Source organism: Faecalibacterium sp. Marseille-Q4137 (assembly GCF_017377535.1).
Taxonomy (GTDB): domain Bacteria; phylum Bacillota; class Clostridia; order Oscillospirales; family Ruminococcaceae; genus Faecalibacterium; species Faecalibacterium duncaniae.
The window spans coordinates 1-17348 of sequence record NZ_JAFREK010000028.1; the positions used below are offsets into that span (position 1 = coordinate 1).

The window sequence follows — 17348 nt, forward strand, 5'->3', positions numbered from 1 at the left end:
GCTTTTTTAATTAATAATTTCAAGTACTTTAAGAAAATTAAATTCAAAAACAGCGGATCATCCGCAAATTAACTTGTAAAGTAAATTTATTAGAGATAATACAAGGAGATTTAAACGTGAGAAAATTGACAGTTGAAGAATATAAAGCATGCGTGCTAAATGTTCTTGAAAAAATCGATTATGTTTGTCGTGAAAACGGATATACATATATGATCTGCTATGGTACACTTCTTGGCGCAGTGCGTCACAAGGGTTTTATTCCTTGGGACGATGACATCGATATTGTGATGCCAAGAGAGGATTATTATAAATTAGGAAGTTACATTATTGAGCATCCAGAGTTAGAGCTGAATTATATTGATATCAGTAATCGAAATGATACATTTTACTACTGCGCAAAAGTATGTGATTCGAAAACAATTGTAAAAGAAGGAAGATACAGGGGGTTAAAGGGTTATGGCGCTTTTGTGGATATATTTCCACTTGATTATCTTCCAGAAGAAAAGAAAGAAAGGGAAAGATACTGTCGTGAAGAATTGTTCTGGGAAAGGATTGTTCAGCATTCGGCCGAATTGACGCCCGGAAAAAGTGAAAACTACAAACAAGAGATATTGAAGAAATTGGCTTTTGTATTCTCAAGGCTGTTTAGTTCAGAGCGGATTCTTCGTAAAATGCATCAGAGGTATATCGAATTCGACAAGATTAAAACAGCTTATATTGGAATTCCATGGGATTCGCATTTTTTTAAAACCGAATGGTTTGAACATATAATAGAACTTGAGTTTGAAGGAAAACTGTTTTTTGCACCGAAAGACTACGATAAAGTTCTTAAATCCTCATATGGTGATTATATGAAGTTGCCGCCCGAAAAAGATAGGCGGTACTCACACCATTTGGAGGGGTACCGAATTGATTGATGTAGTACGACATAATCAAAAGAGCATCTTGAAGGCATTCTGTTTGCGAGAAGGATGTTTCTTGGTTTTGTGTTCACTAAACGCAATGGAGGAGTGTACATGAATAAACAAGAAAGCGATATTCTGAACGCTCTGCTACTTGAGCCGTTTATCAATCAGCGTGTTTTAGCGGAGGTTTCGGGTCATTCCTTGGGAGTAGTAAACCGTTCCCTCAAGGAACTCATTAAGGCAGGGTATCTGAACGAAGCAATTTGTCCCACAGCCAAGGCTGTGTCGGAGTACAAGAATAAGACTCCCAAACGAGCAATTATTCTGGCAGCCGGTTTTGGTATGCGGATGGTTCCCATCAATACAGAAATGCCCAAGGGCCTTTTGGAAGTCAATGGGGAGCCTTTGATTGAGCGAATCATCAAGCAACTTCACGAAGTAGGTATTCAGGAAATCTATGTTATTGTAGGTTTCATGAAGGAAAAATATGAATACCTGATGGATGAGTACGGCGTAGAACTGGTGGTCAACCCGGACTACGCTGCAAAGAACAATCTACATTCCCTCAGACTGGTAAAAGAGCATTTGGAGAATGCGTACATCGTCCCTTGCGACATCTGGTGTGACCGCAATCCGTTTCACCGCCACGAGCTGTACTCATGGTATATGGTCAGCGATCTTGTGGAAAACGAGAGCAATGTCCGTGTAAACCGCAAGATGGAGCTGGTAACTGTACCAGAAAACGTCGGCGGTAATGCGATGATCGGTATCAGCTACCTTACAAAAGAGGACTCTGATACGGTTTCTACACGCATCAAGGAACTCTGCAAAAACCCACAGTATGATGGTTCGTTTTGGGAAGAAGCACTCTATAATAAGGATCGCATGATCGTCACAGCTCGAGTTGTGCATTCGGCAGATGTTGTGGAGATCAACACCTATGAGCAGCTCCGAGAAATCGACAGCGACTCCAACCAACTAAAAACGGATGCCATCCATCTAATTTGTGAGGCATTGTCTGCGAAACCGGAGGATATCACGGATATTACCGTCCTGAAAAAAGGCATGACCAATCGTTCCTTCCTGTTTACCTGTAAGGACAAAAAGTACATTATGCGCATTCCGGGAGAGGGTACGGATCAACTCATCAATCGCCGTCAGGAAGCAGCAGTGTATCATGCCATCGCTGATAAAAACATCTGTGACGATATCGCCTATATTAACCCAGAGAACGGCTATAAGATTACAGAATTTCTGGAGGGTGCCCGGGTATGCGACTCTACCGACTATGAGGATGTCAAGAAGTGCATGAACCGTCTGCGTGGCTTCCATGCGTTGAAGCTGAAGGTGGCGCATGAATTTGATATTTTCGGGCAGATGGAGTTCTACGAAAGCTTGTGGGATGGCACTCCTTCTGTCTACAAGGATTATGAGAAAACCAAAGCGAATGTCTGGTCTTTGAAGCCTTATATTGATGCTCATGCAGGTGAGAAGATTTTGACGCATATTGACGCAGTTCCGGACAACTTCCTGTTTGTCCAGAAGGATGGAAAAGAGGAAATTCGGCTAATCGACTGGGAGTATGCAGGTATGCAGGATCCCCATGTGGATATCGCAATGTTCTGCATTTATTCGCTTTACAATAAGCGGCAGGTGGATCGCTTGATTGCGGCATATTTTACAGACGGTTGCGATGATGCGACACGGATTAAGATTTACTGCTACATCGCTGCCTGTGGACTGCTGTGGAGCAACTGGTGTGAGTATAAGCGGAATCTGGGCGTGGAATTTGGCGAGTATTCCCTGCGGCAGTATCGCTACGCAAAAGACTACTACAGAATCGTTCAGGACGAGCTGAAGAAATTAGAGGAAGGTGGAGTGCGGGAAAATGCCTAAAGTAGAAAGAGCCATTATTATGGCGGCAGGGCTGGGAAAACGGATGCACCCGGTCACGCTGACAACACCGAAGCCGCTGGTCAAAGTAAATGGCAAGCGGATGATCGATACGGTAATTGAGGGGCTGCACAAAAACGGCATTTCGGAGATATACATCGTGGTGGGCTATCTGAAAGAACAGTTCGCTCCGCTGGTGACAGAGTATCCCGGCGTTCGACTGATTGAAAACCCCTACTATGATACCTGCAACAATATCGCATCCCTGTATGTAGCAAGAGATCGCATCGAAAATGCGATCATTCTGGATGGCGATCAAATTATCTATAATCCGGATATTCTGGCTCCGGAGTTTGAGCGTTCCGGCTACAACAGCGTATGGACGGACGAGGAAACGGACGAGTGGCTGCAAACCGTGGTGGATGGCATCGTGACCTCCTGCAGTCGTACAGGCGGCAAAGGTGGATGGCAGTTATATAGCATTTCTCGCTGGACAGCCGAGGATGGAAAAAAGCTGAAGCGCCATCTGGAAATCGAGTTTGAGCAGAAACAGAATCGCCAGATTTATTGGGATGATGTAGCATTATTCTGCTATCCAGAAGAATATCAACTGGGAATCCGTCCGATGAATAAGGACGATATCATCGAGGTGGACAACTTCAGTGAACTGGTTGCTGTGGATTCCAGCTATAAAAAATATGCGGAGGAAGGATAAATGAATCCAAAGAGAGTGCGTGGGAAAATTGATTGGATGATAACATTGGTACCCTTGGCAATTGTGGTGGCTCTGTGCATCCTGTTTTTCTTGGTGCCTGAACAGTCTAACGCCGTCCTGAGCCAGATTCGGTTCTTTTTCGGAGATACCTTTGGCACCTATTATCTGGTGATTGGACTGGGTATTTTCATCCTGTCACTGTACATTGCGTGTTCGAAGTACGGGGACATTGTTCTGGGTGAACCCAACGAAAAGCCTCAGTATTCCTTCTTTGCATGGGGCTCCATGATGTTTACTTGCGGTCTTGCTGCGGATATCCTGTTTTACTCTTTTTCGGAATGGGTGCTGTATGCAACCGACCCCCATCTGGCAGAGATGGGCAGCATTCAAGACTGGGCAGGGGTATATCCCTTGTTCCATTGGAGCTTTATCCCGTGGGGCTTCTATCTGGTGCTGGCGGTAGCATTCGGCTTTATGCTGCACGTAAGAAAAAGAACCCGCCAGAAATACTCGGAAGCCTGCCGCCCGATTCTGGGCAAGCACACCGATGGCTGGGCAGGTCGCATCATTGACCTGCTGGCGGTGTTCGCTTTGCTGGCGGGTACAGCCACTACTTTCAGCGTAGCAACACCGCTGATGGCAACCATCATCGGAGAGCTGTTCCATGTTGCTGTCAGTCGCACAGTCATCAATATCATCATCCTGTTGATCACCTGCGCCGTGTATACCTACTCTTTGCTGCATGGCTTCAAGGGTATCAGCAAATTGGCCAATATTTGCATCTATCTATTCTTCGGGCTGCTTGCCTTTGTGCTGTTGTTCGGCGGCGAGACACGTTATATCATTGAAACCGGATTTGCCTCGCTTGGTAAGATGGTTCAGAATTTTATTGACTTGTCTACTTTCACCGACCCACTTCGGACATCGAACTTTCCACAGAACTGGACGATTTATTATTGGGCCTACTGGATGGTGTGGTGTGTGGCTGCACCGTTCTTTATCGGTAGCATTTCCCGTGGCAGGACGGTACGGCAGACGATTCTCGGCGGTTATGTGTTCGGTGTTGGATCTACGCTGACCAGCTTCATTGTGCTGGGCAACTACTCTATGGGACTACAGATGACCGGCAAGGCGGATTTTATCGCCAAGTATCTGGAAAAAGGCGATATGTACGGCATGATCGTGGATATGATTAAAACCATGCCGGGTGCACCGGTCGTTATGGTGGCTGTTCTGGTTACGATGATCGCCTTCTACGCGACGTCTTTTGATTCCATCGCACTGACAGCCTCTTGTTATAGCTACCACGCCCTCGAGGACGATGAACAGCCCAATAAGGGCATCCAGTTGATGTGGTGCATCCTGCTGATTTTGCTGCCCATTGCATTGTTGTTTGCGGAAAGTTCTATGAACAACCTGCAATCGGTAAGCATCGTGGCGGCATTCCCGATTGGTGTTGTTATAGTAATGATTACAGTTAGCTTTTTGAAGGACGCAAAGAACTATATGGCCGAATCTACGCAGTAAGTGGTAGGTAACACAGCAATATGCCTAAGCTGTGAAGAATATAGTTGATTGAACAATGAGATAGTGCCTATACTGTAGAGCAAATCAAAGCTGTTGTTGCGCCGATGCTGGCGGGATAAGCATTATGTTACTGGATGAAGAGCGTGGCTATCTTTTTCCACAGATTACATAGACTTGGAGGTATAATCCTACAACTGGAGCTAAAGGAAGTAAGACCGACTTCAATGCATACTGACAAAGCAACAGGAAGAAGGGTACTGCCAAGACAGTCGCTAGATCAAGGAGCTGAAGAATCTGCTGGCCAAAGGCTTGAGTGCAGATGAAATCCTCGCAAAACTGAAATATCCATATCTGGGCGGAACTGCTCAAAAAATAGTGTAACCTACTATGGAAAACTGTTCCATATCGAATGATATTTCTGACCTCTCCCCGTACCCACCTTCAAACTCACTCCGGCGAAATTTCAATGGGCGCAGCATCCGGAAACGGGGCAGGGAAGCCACCCGAGATCATTCTTCCTGTTGCAGCAAACCGTGCAGTTTCCATCTATCCGAAATTATGGATCCTGAACTCTCGTTTATCATGGCTAATGAAAAAAAGTCCCGATTATAGTTCCGCAAAAAAGTGCGACAAAATGCGACAACTCGAAAATGCATGAGGGGCTGCTACAGGGCGGAGTAACGCAAAAAATGCCGTAAAATCGTGTGTTTCGTAACAGCTCGGAGCACAAAAGTCCATCAAAGTAAGCTTTTTAATCAGAGGGCCAGGGATTCGAGTTCCCTCAGACAATCAGGCCCCGGGTGGTGGCTTTGAATGACAACACGGTTTGCGGAGCAAAGTGATTGACCATCTGATAGAGATTTTCAAGCATTGAAAATCATGGTGATAAAGTGGATTTTTGTTACAAATCAATAAAAATGTTGAGGAAAAAATCCTTCTGTGGTAAAATAATTAAAAAGATGCTGCGAAATCGCGGAGGGAGGATCTGTGCTGTATGCACCAGCTCCATAAACGCCTTACAGGTGCAGCCAACAGTTCCATAGAAATCATCATTGCTTGGAGTGAGCTTTTGCAGATGCGTAAGAGACTGTTTGTTAGAAACTGGATCCGAAGGCTTTTAAGGTATCTTTGTATTCCGGTTGGGTTCTTCCTGGTCGTGGTTCCTCTGTATAGCCTGATGATCCGCCAGACGATCCAAGCGCAGTCCTCCAGCACGATGGAAATGCTGGCGATCGGCACCACCCAGTTGGAGCGATGCCTGAGCAACATTCGCAGTACAACGAACAAATTGTTCAGCGAAACGGAGTATACTCTGCTTGCCAGCAGTTATGATAACAGTATTCTGGGAGATTATCAGACACTGACGAGAGCAAGCAAATCGTTACAGGATAAGACCTACGATTCCTCTGTGATCACATACAGCTATATTACATTTGAGCGGAATGGCATCATATTGGATGACCGGAGCGCGTATGAAAGCCATAGCAATTTTTACCCGGGAGCACTTGAGTATGAGGATGTGTCTCAGGAGGAATGGGATGCACAGAATCAGATCGATGTCATGACGATAAAGCCCGCCCATGTTGTCAAACTGATGCATTCCAGCTATGGCAATTCGTATGTCACAGTATATCAGCCCTATGTGAACACGGCGGGCCGCCTTTGCGGCGCAATGACGGTGCTGATCAAGGAAAAAGATGTCGTTTCGATGTTTCTTTCGCAGCAGCAATGGCGCGAGGAAGGCCTTTTTTGCCTGATTTCCGATGATGGAACGATCCTGGCGGGAAACAACTATGACGGAACGACACTTTCCCTGACGAGTGATGATACGGGTTGGGAGACCTATCAGGGAAAGCGCTATCTGATGGCAACGCGATATGTGGCATCTCTGAATGCAACGGCGGTCATTGGAATGCCGCCGTCGCTCTACGAAGCGGGTCTGTTGGCAGTACAGCGTGCAATTTGTCTGTATCTGATCGTGGGCGTTCTGGGCTGTGTATTGATCAGCGTCTGCATGACACTGGAGGATATGAACAGCCTGCGTCCGATGCTGGACACGCTGGACGAATCGGATCTGGCATCACGGAAAGTGCTGAATGAGATCTTTCTCCGTAATGTAAACAGCCAGCATGAACTGGCGCGGGAACTGGAGCATTCACGCAGCGAGCTGGAACACGGCAAAATGGAAATCTTGCTGCGCACAGGATCTGTAAGTCAGGAATCCCTTCAGCAGCTGACGGATGCGGTGCAGCTGAAAGCCTATAACTTCCTGCTGCTGATCCCATCTCTTCAGGAAAACGCCGAGTGCTCACTGAAAGAAGAGCTGCGTACTGTGGTGGTGTCAGAGCAGATACGTCAAATTTACGGGCAGAGATTTTATGTACAGGCAACGGCAGATGACCTGATCCTGGTGATCCTGACGCAGGAAACGGATGAAGCAGAGGAACTGCGGGAAATGTGTTTCCGCACAGAGCAGCTGTATGATGCGCTGCATCTGACAACTCCCCTGATATTGAGCGATCCTTTTGAGAAAATGGAGCAGCTGTCAGATATTTATTGGAAGGCCCGCAATGTGGCGGCCTATGCGGATCCAACACAGAAGATCTGCTATTTGGGGAACAGCAGTGCGCAGCGCGGTACCACGGTCAATGCAACCAATGCAGCGCGGCTTCGGGAATATCTGCTTTCCGGATGCACGGAAGAAGCGGTTTCGCTTCTGAGTGAACTGTTCTCGGTGGATAATCTGGACCCGGAAAACTTCAAGCAGGATTTTTACACGGCAGGCGGCATTCTGCTGAACACGGCGGAAAGGGTATGCTGTCCGGATATCGCTTATCTGTGCAGTTATGACTCTAAACTGACTGCCCGCCAGATGCTGAGCCGGCTGCAGGACTGCTGTGTGGAGATCTGCAACCATGTGCAATTCTTGAAGCATAGCCACAATGATGCGCTTCAAAAGAATGTTCTGGACTGGCTGGCACAGAATTTCCAGAATCCGGAGATCAATGCGGCGATGACGGCGGAGCAGTTCAAGATCTCTAAAAAGTATCTTTCGCAATTCCTGAAGGAGCAAACCGGAAAGAGCTATACAGAGTATGTGGAAGAATTGCGTCTGGATCATGCGATGCAGCTGCTGAGAACGACAGATCTGAATATTACGGATGTTGCAGAACAGTGCGGCTTCTCCACGGCGAATACATTCTATAAGGCATTCCGGCGGAAGTATCAGCTCTCACCTTCTGCAGTTCGCAAAGGAGATAACTGATTTCAGCGCAAAAAAAAAACGAACGATGTCAGCCCATTCGGACAGACATCGTTCGTTTCTTTTTACAGGTGGATTCAGGGATGGATGCTTATGGTAACAGTGCAGGGAGCATCCAATGCAAAGGTCAGCTCAAGCAGCCCATCATGGCGTGTGGTTACGGTGCAGGGAACAGAGGCTGTAACAGCCTTGGAACCCGGCTGCAGAACAGCCAGAACAGTGCTGCGGCCCGCTGCGGTAAAATCCAGCGTGGCATTTAAGGCGCTGTTGTCCGGTGCCCAATCCGTATGCCGGACAAAGGTATCAAAACCGGTCGTGAGGGTGCCGGGGCGGTAGTAAGCGGAAAACCACTGTACAATGGGAGAAGAAAGCCCGCTGAACTGATGCCAGCCGGCACCACGGCGGCTTTCGATCATAAAGTGTTCAAAACAACAGTAGCTTTCGGCACACTCGTTCTGCCACAGGGTAAGAGCGGTGTCGGCAATGCGGTAAGCAAAATCGGCAAGGCCCGCATCCAGTGCAGATTTGAAGAACATCCACTGGTAAGGCATCCATACAGCGCCGTTCCAGTAGCCGTCACGCCGATAGTACGGCGCACTCTGATCTACGGTAGAAAGGCCGCAGGCACACCACAGGTGTTCCGGGCTCTGCAGCTTCTGCCACAGAAGTTCCTTCTGCGGTTCTGTACAGGCACCTGCAAACAGCGGCGAAGCGCCATCCATGCCCATATCGTAGTTCAAACCCTGCTCGGTGCGCAGAATATCTGCAGCATCACCAGAAGGATCGTGCAGGAGGTACCCGAAGTAACCGCTTTCCTCGTCCCATGCAGTCTGCAGGGAGCGCCCCAAGCGAAGCGCATCGGCATCAAAAGCATCTGCGTCGGTTGTCTCGCCCAGCAGGCGGGCGGTGTACGCCAGGATCTTTGCACAGCGTATCGCATGGGCAGTTGTGACCACGGGCGCGCAGCTGGCCTGCAAACGGCGGCGATGGACCTCCTGCTGTGGGGGATAATCGTCCCATCCACCAGAATTATAGAAATAATCCCAGGGACGCAGCAGGCCGCTGTGCAGGTTGGCGGTAGTGGAGCCGCCTTCCTGCCCGGTGAAGAAGCGGTAGTACAGCTTTAGGCGCGGATAGCAGTAGGCGGCAAGTTCTCTGCTGCTGGTGCGATTCAACAGCTCGGCATACAGATAAAACTGCGTTGGCACCATGGAGCCATGGTGCAAAAAAGCAGCATCCACAGAATCCGGGGGCATCAGGTAGGTGTTCAGGCAGTCAAAGGCATTGCGCAGGCTGGTCTGAGCCAGGCCCATTCCAATGAATCCGGAATCCCATGTGTAGACACAGTCCCACCAGCGTCCGGGAGTGTAGTGGCGGATATACTGTCCCCGCGTGTACACCGGATACACAACGTTGGTGCAGAGAACAGCATTCATCAACTGTTGGCCCAAGGCAAGCGATTCGGCAGCCGGTAGAGCGGATGGTGCTGCAAGGGAGGCAGAAGCCTGCTGCCATACATGCTCCCAATCGCTGCGCTGCGTCAGCAGCTCATGGCAGCGCAGCGCGGCGGCAGAAGCATCCGGAGCAGCACAGACCGCTCCATAGATCACTTTTGTCTGTCCTGCCTCCAAGGGGATCGGCCCCATAAAGAGATTGACGTAATGCCCTTTTCCGTTGCCGCGCAGCGTGGCATTTACATGGTCGTGTACGGTGTCACGCAGAAAGATATCCAGCTCATCGTTTTCGATCGTGCGAATATGGGTGGTGATATCATCCCACAGGATCCCGTAGCACTCCTGAATGTGGGGATACTGCAGGGTCAGATAGTTCTCATCTGCGGCGGGCTCGGCCTGAGGCCGGAAGCCATCTCCGCGCAGGGTAACGGTAAAGCTACCAGCGTCCGCTTGCTCGCACAGAGCGAGACAATCCAGCTTCGCCCCTCCAACACCGGCAGCAGTCAGGGCCAGAGTGAATTTCCCGGCGGGAATGGAAGCATTCAGCGGCAGGATGGCAATAGAAGGCTTCTGACAGGGCGGCAGCCGCAGCGTGTCCTGACCATTGACATCGTACTCGGAACTCTCATCTGCCGGATTCCAATACCGTACACAGAGACAGGGGGTATGCAGGGGCGCGGTAAGGGAAAGCGTAAAGGTAACGGTGTCCCCTTTTCCGTTGGGCACGACCTGTCCAAAAGGTCCTTTGCCTTCGGAACAGCCGAACCCCGTGCCAATGCCGTATCCCTGACCAAAGCCGGGAACGGCTTCTTCGCCCCGGCGCAGACCATCCCAGGTCAGACATTCATTGGGACGGTGGATGGAAAAATCCAGGGTGTCATAATCCTTTGCCCAGACAAAGGCCGCGTTTTCCGGCAGGGATACCTCACAGCCCGGCAGGGAGAAGCCGCGGTAGGAAGGAACGGGATCCCAGGCGGATGCCATATAATGAAGCACCAGATTCTGCGGAGCATCTGTATTGTTGTGGAGCTCGGCACGGATCAACCGGGCATCCTCCCCCAAGGGAGCAAAAGAGATGTCTGCATACAGCTGATCCTTCCACAGGAGCTCGTGGCGGAACGTGTAGCAGCTCAGATCCGGAGCCGCAGCCCAGGGGTGAAAGCCGCTCTCAAACCGTACATTGGGCACATCGACCCGGCGGCGATACATTCCCGGAAAAACGGACAGGTCAAATCGAACGCCATCGTTGGCCGCAGGAACATGGGAAATGCCGCTGTATCGTTTGGTGTAGGGGCCCCACGCAGGCAAGGAAAGATCATGTGATTGCATGGTGTGGTATCCTCCCATCAGCCCTTGACCGCGCCAATGGTAACACCGGCAACAAAGTACTTCTGCAGGAACGGATACAGGCACATGATCGGCAGGGTGGAAACCACCATGGTGGCATATTTCAGACCATCGCCGATGACCTCGACATCACCGGTGGAACCGGCCATGTTGCCGATGTCGCTTTGGATCAGGACCTCGCGCAGGATCATCTGCAAAGGGTACAGAGAACGATCCCGAATGTACAGCAATGCCGGGAACCAGCTGTTCCACTGCGCAACGCCGTAGAACAGCGCCATAACGGCGAACACTGCACCGGAAAGCGGAAGAACAATGCGGAAGAAGGTCGTGATATCGTTACAGCCGTCTAAGGCTGCGGCCTCGATCAGCTCATTCGGGATGGTGTTTTCAAAGAAGGTGCGCATGATGATCATGTTATAGGTACTGATGGCGGAAGGCAGCACCAGCGCCCAGATCTTATTCAGCATGCCCAGCTTCTGAATGATCAGGTAAGTGGGGATCATGCCGCCGTTGAAAAACATGGTAAAGATGAAAAGGCTGATAAAGATATTGCGACCGAACAGATCCTTGCGAGACAGGGGGTAGGCGGCGCAGGCGGTAAGGGTCACGCTGATCAGGGTGCCCAGCACGGTATACAGGATCGTGTTCAGATAACCCTTCCAGATGCTGGCATCCTTCAGAACCTTCTCATACATGGAGGTCGTAAAGCCTTTGGGCCAGAAGGAAACATTGCCTGTCAGCAGCTGCATGGGATCACTGAACGAGCCGCTGATGATGTGCAGAAGCGGCAGAATGATGGTTGCGCTGATCAGAATCAGCAGCAGATACACAACAATGGTATAGATTCGTTCCCCGATGCTTTCCTTCACTTTCGTGGGGTGATTCATCGCATCAATATTCTTTTTCATCACCACAGGCTCACCTCACTGATCTTTTTGCTGAACTTGTTGAACAGCATGATAATGGTAAAATTGATCACAGAATTGAACAGGCCCACAGCCGCGGAGAAGCTGTAATCGCCGCTCTCAAAGGCACGGCGGTAAACGTAAGTGGAGATCACATCGGCAGTCTCATAGGTTGCAGGGTTGTACATCAGCATGATCTTTTCATAGCCGACCGAGAAAATAGAGCCCATGCGGAGGATCAGCATGATGATGATCGTGGGCAGCAGGCCGGGCAGCGTGATGTGGATCAGCTTGTCCCATTTGGAAGCACCGTCAACGGTGGCGGCCTCGTAGAGAGAGGGGTCGATGCCGGTCAGTGCCGCCATGTACACAATGGAACCGTAGCCGGCGCTTTGCCAGATGTCAGAAAGAACATAGATCGTCTTGAAGTACTTGGGCTCGGCCATAAAGTGGATTGGCGTACCGCCAAAGGCGGTGATCAGCTGGTTGATCAGGCCGCTGGAAGGAGAAAGCAGGGCACTCAGAATACTGACAACGACCACAGCGGAGATGAAGTGGGGCAGATACACCACGGTCTGTACGCTGCGTTTGAAGAATTTACCGCGGACTTCGTTGATCAGCAGAGCCAGAATGATGGGAATGGGAAAGCCCACAATAATTGAATACAGGCTGATGCCAAGTGTGTTTTTGATCAGACGGCCAAAATACTCGGATTTAAAGAACTGGGTGAAATATTTGAAGCCGACCCACTTGCTGCCCGTGATGCCCAGTACGGGAGAGAAATCACGGAAAGCGATCTGCGCGCCGTACATGGGCGCGTACATGAACACGATATACCAGATCAGGGCGGGCAGCAGCATCAAAAGCAGATAGCGGCTGCGCCAGAACTTTTTGCAGGCATGATCAAGGCGATTCGCTGTTGGCAGTGTGATCGGTTTTGCTGCGGTGGCAGTTTTCATGGTGGTATTCTCCTGTTTTCGTTCTGAAGAACCCAGGAAAAAATAGGCCGGGAACAGGGTGTTCCTGCCCCGGCCGTTATTTTACTGGATCAAAAAATAGTTGCCTGCTGAGGCATCAGCCATTCAGAGTTTTCTGGTAGATATCGATGACCTCTGCAATGCCCATGCCATTGACCTTTTCAACGTAGGTGTCCCAGTTGGACAGCGGCTCACGGCCGGAAACAAACTTGATGATCATCTCGTCAACGTAAGTATCCACGTCGGCCATCACTGCACGACGGACGGCATCATCCTCAGAGGAGAAGGAGGTGGAGCCGGGAATGACGTACTTCTTGGATTCTTCCAGGAAGGGAATGATGCAGTCCTGCTTTGCGCGGTTGACAGAATCATCATCCAGCTGCGTGACCTCGTCCTGGCTCAGAATGAACGGGCCGGAGCTCTGTGCAAAGGTGAAGGTGCCGATCGCATTCTTGGGAGACAGGCCGTCAGGGTTCTTCATTACATAATCGGTGAAGATCGGCTTGCCGTTCTCCATGGTGTAGTGAGTGCCCTCAATACCCATGTTGATCAGCAGGGTGCCCTCGGCGCTGTACATGTAATCCAGCAGAGCGACCACGCGGTCAACGTTCTTGCAGCTTGCGGTGATGGTAGCCGCTGCGACTGCACGGGGCTCCTGATCGATATAGGAGTGGATCTGTGCATCGCCCTTGGGGGGCACGGTTGCTTCCACATGGAAGCCGGGGAAGGAAGCAGGCATGGTGGCGTTCTGTGCAGCCAGCATACCGCCCAGCGGGCCGTAGAAGGAAGCCACCGCGTTCTGGGCCAGCTTCGGCACGAAGGAAGCGTAGTCCATGGTGATGATCTCGGGATCAATATAGCCCTTCTCATACATATCGTGCATCCAGGTCACAGCCTTTTTATACTTGGGGTCAATGGGGCCGTAGTGGACCTTGCCGCCATCGTCCGGATCGGTATAAAAATCATCCAGGCAGCCGAATGCGGTGCAGAAATTCCGCAGGCCATCCATGTTGTAGGAGCTGAAGGGGATCTCATCGTTGGTGCCGTTGCCGTTCAGGTCGGTGGTCTTGACCAGATGCCAGTAGTTCTCCCAGTCCTCCAGGGTCACGGGGCTTTCGATGCCCAGCTTTTCCAGCCAGTCGGTGCGGACGATGTAGGGCATATTGCCGGAGACCTTCTCATCCAGCATGGGCATATAATAAATATTGCCGTCGCTGTAAGTCAGTGCTTTTTCGACACCGTCCCGCTTGTCGATCTCCTTCTTCAGGTTGGGCATGTTGTTCTCGATGTAATCGTTCAGGGACAGGATCACGCCGGACTCGCCGTATTTCAGCACCTCGGTGGTGGGCATATCCATAATGATATCCGGCAGCTGTGCATCCATCATCACGAGATTCAGGCGCTCGTTGTAATTGTCCTGCGGGGGGTTATCAAATTCAAAATCCATATTGAATTTTTCGCCCAGGACCTTCCAGACATCCATCTGCTCGGCAGCAACCTCGTTTGCGGCCTTGGATTTCAGGATGCGCACGGTGATGCGCTCGTTGGAAGCAGCTGCTCCGGAACCGGCAGCAGAAGAAGCAGTCGTAGAGGAAGAGCTGCCACAGCCCTCCAGAACACCCAATGCCAGAGAAGCAACCATAGCGCTGCATACGGCGCGTCTGCTGATTTTTCTTTCTTTCATAAAATCTTTTCCTCCTTGATTTATGGAATGGGACGGGGAAGATCCCCGTGCTTCCATAACCTCCGTTCAGCTCGTACGCTGCCGACCAGTGGTTTTTCTTTACTCAGAAGCATATCATGTTCTTTTTGGAATTGCAACATTTTTTGATACAAAACGCACAAAAGATTTTCTCATTTTTGAGCATGATTGTTGCACAATATCCACAAAGATGCGATTATTCTTCCTTTCGTCATGGTGTAGGATGAAATATCATGCTCCTTCACCTTGACGATTTCGGCACAAAAAGATATGCTGGAAACAAAATTGGAATCGGAGACCCATTCAAAAGAAAGGAAGAGAGAAACTATGAGGAAACAAATCACAGCCATCATCGTGGGCGCTGGCCATCGGGCGATCCTGTACAGCCTGTATGCGCTGGAACACCCGGACGAGCTGAAGATCGTGGGCGTAGCAGATCCGGATCCGATCCGGCGGAAAAAGGTTGCGGAGATGCATGGCTTCGGGGAGGAGATGTGCTTCAAGAACGCTGAGGAGCTGGCAGAAAGGCCCAAGCTGGCAGACGCGGTGATCAATGGAACCATGGACCGCCAGCATGTGCCCACTGCGGTTCCGCTCCTGCGTGCAGGATATGATATGCTGCTGGAAAAGCCCTTCGCGATCAGCGAGGAGGAAGTAAACTATTTATATAAGGTTGTAAAAGAGACCGGGCGGAAGGTGATGATCTGCCACGTTCTGCGGTATGCGCCCTTCTATGTCGCAATCAAGCAGAGACTGCTGAGCGGGGAGATCGGTGACATTATCAATATTCAGGCCACGGAGCATGTCAGCTACCATCACCTGGCTGTCTCCTTTGTGCGCGGCAAATGGGGCAACGAGGAAAAATGCGGGGCTCCGATGCTGCTGGCAAAGTGCTGCCATGACATGGATCTCATTATGTGGCTGAAGAGCGGCGTTTCGCCCAAACAGATCGCAAGCTTTGGAAGTGACTTCCAGTTTGATCCTGCCAAAAAGCCCGCAGGGGCAGGCAAGCGCTGCCTGGTGGATTGCCAGTGCGAGGAGACTTGTCTGTACTCTGCTAAAAAGCATTATCTGGATCACCCGGATCGGTGGGCGTTTTATGTATGGGACTGCCTGGAGAATATTGAGAATCCGACGCTGGAGGACAAGCGTAAGTCGCTGATGACAGACAATATCCATGGACGCTGTGTGTGGGATTGTGAACATACGGTGGTGGATCATCAATCGGTGCTGATGAATTTTGCGGATGGCGCAACTGCGACCCTGAACATGATCGGCGGCACAGCGAAACCGGAGCGCAATATCCACATCATTGGTACAAAGGGTGAGATCAAGGGCGTGTTTGACGATTCGGTTTTCACTGTGCGCACCATAGATACCGCCAGCGAGAAGGGCTGGAACGAGGAAGTGGTAGACCTGAAGATCGGTGGAGATAAGAGCGGCATGACAGGCTCTCATGGCGGCGGCGACCTGCGGCTGGTGGAGGACTTTGTTCATGTGCTTCAGGGGGAGGAGCCTTCCATCTCCTGCACAACGATCAAAGATTCGATCAATGGGCATCTGGGCGTTTTCTGCGCAGAGCGTGCTCGCAAGGAGAGCGCCGTCATAACGATGCCGGACATCAGATAATGCGGTGCTGACATAGAAAACGTCCCCGTGCAGTTTTGATATCCTGCACGGGGACGTTTTGTGATCTTTTTATTTCCTCATTTCCGCATTCACCCATTCCCGCACGCGGTCAGGCCGGTTGGTGACGATGCAGTCAGGGCCAAGGGGCAGCAGGGAACGGACTGCGTCCTGGGTGTCCACGGTCCAGAACGCGGCCTGGATGCCCATGGCGTGGAGCTGGTTCACAAGCTCGGGGTTGGAATAGGCGGTGTGATACTCGCAGCTGACGATATCCACGGGGAAATCCAGCGTTTTGATGTAGGCAGCCACATCCGCCTGCTCCTCCAGATGGCCGATGACCTGCTCCACGGTCTCGCCGGGGAAGTTGGCACGGAGCATATCGACCTTGTCAGCCACAGTGCGGTAGATGAGATTGTTCCGCAGGTCGATGCAGTTTTCCTCGCTGAAGGGCTCATCCATGCTGTTCACAAGACCCAGATCCTTCCACACCACCGGCGGAGGCAGCACCATGCTGAGGAAAGCGCCGTAGGTCAGCGCGCCTACCTTCAGCTCAGGCATCAGCTGCTTTGCCTGACGCAGCTGGGAGTGGTGGAAGGAGATGAGGGTGAGTCGGTCGGTGAGCCCGGCGGCGCGGACCGCATCCAGCACCCGGGGCACAAAGTCGGGGTCGTCCTGCAGTGGGCTTTTCAGTTCCAGCTGTACCTGCGTGCCCTCCATGTCGGCGCAGAGCTCCAGCGCTTCCTGCAGCGTTGCGATCCTCTCGTTGGCGTAGATGGCATCTTTCCAGCTGCCGAAATCCAGAGCCTTCAGCTCGCCCATGGTCAGGTCGTAGATCTGGCCGGAGATGTCGGTGTGCATGTCCACCATGTAGTCGTGGTGGATGACCAGCTCGTTGTCGTAGGTCTTCTGTACATCCATTTCCACGCCGTTTGCGCCGATCTCCATCGCCTTGCGGAAGGCGACCAGCGTGTTCTCAGGGGCCAGATAGGATGCACCGCGGTGCGCAATGATTTGGGGTGTCGTCATCTTGTG

General features: G+C 50.9%; 11 protein-coding genes. 6 read left to right on the top strand and 5 right to left on the bottom strand.

Annotated elements, in window-relative coordinates:
• The first annotated feature begins 116 nt into the window (after nt 1–116).
• The 5 genes from J3353_RS11245 (at nt 117) to J3353_RS11265 (ending at nt 8305) form a co-directional block, all read left to right on the top strand.
• Nucleotides 117–917, top strand: a complete 801-nt coding sequence (locus J3353_RS11245; protein ID WP_156074597.1) for a phosphorylcholine transferase LicD — start codon at nt 117–119, stop codon at nt 915–917.
• 99 nt (nt 918–1016) lie between these two features.
• Nucleotides 1017–2801, top strand: a complete 1785-nt coding sequence (locus J3353_RS11250) for an NTP transferase domain-containing protein (protein WP_156074599.1) — start codon at nt 1017–1019, stop codon at nt 2799–2801.
• Entirely contained in the window at nt 2794–3513 is a 720-nt protein-coding gene (locus tag J3353_RS11255) for an NTP transferase domain-containing protein (protein WP_156074601.1), read from the top strand. Before J3353_RS11250 ends, J3353_RS11255 begins: the two co-directional genes overlap by 8 nt.
• A complete protein-coding gene (locus tag J3353_RS11260) occupies nt 3514–5040 on the top strand; it encodes a BCCT family transporter (RefSeq protein ID WP_207684861.1) in 1527 nt (508 codons plus the stop codon).
• A 1156-nt stretch (nt 5041–6196) separates the two neighbouring features.
• Nucleotides 6197–8305 (top strand): AraC family transcriptional regulator, encoded by a 2109-nt coding sequence (locus J3353_RS11265; RefSeq protein ID WP_207684862.1) that lies wholly within the window; start codon nt 6197–6199, stop codon nt 8303–8305.
• 74 nt (nt 8306–8379) lie between these two features.
• Here the strand turns inward: J3353_RS11265 and J3353_RS11270 are convergent, their stop codons facing one another.
• The 4 genes from J3353_RS11270 to J3353_RS11285 form a co-directional block, all read right to left on the bottom strand.
• Entirely contained in the window at nt 8380–11085 is a 2706-nt protein-coding gene (locus J3353_RS11270; RefSeq protein ID WP_207684863.1) for a hypothetical protein, read from the bottom strand.
• Nucleotides 11086–11102: 17 nt separating this feature from the next.
• Nucleotides 11103–12011 carry a carbohydrate ABC transporter permease gene (locus tag J3353_RS11275; RefSeq protein WP_242700934.1) on the bottom strand — a complete coding sequence of 303 codons (909 nt, stop codon included), beginning with the start codon at nt 12009–12011 and terminating at the stop codon, nt 11103–11105.
• Entirely contained in the window at nt 12011–12967 is a 957-nt protein-coding gene (locus tag J3353_RS11280; RefSeq protein ID WP_098923384.1) for a sugar ABC transporter permease, read from the bottom strand. Before J3353_RS11280 ends, J3353_RS11275 begins: the two co-directional genes overlap by 1 nt.
• Before the next feature lie 115 nt (nt 12968–13082).
• Nucleotides 13083–14669 (bottom strand): extracellular solute-binding protein, encoded by a 1587-nt coding sequence (locus J3353_RS11285; protein WP_207684864.1) that lies wholly within the window; start codon nt 14667–14669, stop codon nt 13083–13085.
• Between the two features lie 345 nt (nt 14670–15014).
• On the opposite strand from J3353_RS11285, the gene J3353_RS11290 reads away from it, so the two are divergent.
• Nucleotides 15015–16316, top strand: a complete 1302-nt coding sequence (locus J3353_RS11290) for a Gfo/Idh/MocA family protein (RefSeq protein ID WP_207684865.1) — start codon at nt 15015–15017, stop codon at nt 16314–16316.
• Between the two features lie 69 nt (nt 16317–16385).
• Here the strand turns inward: J3353_RS11290 and J3353_RS11295 are convergent, their stop codons facing one another.
• Complete coding sequence (locus J3353_RS11295) at nt 16386–17342, bottom strand: glycerophosphodiester phosphodiesterase family protein (protein WP_207684866.1); 957 nt, start codon at nt 17340–17342, stop codon at nt 16386–16388.
• Between the last annotated feature and the right edge of the window lie 6 nt (nt 17343–17348).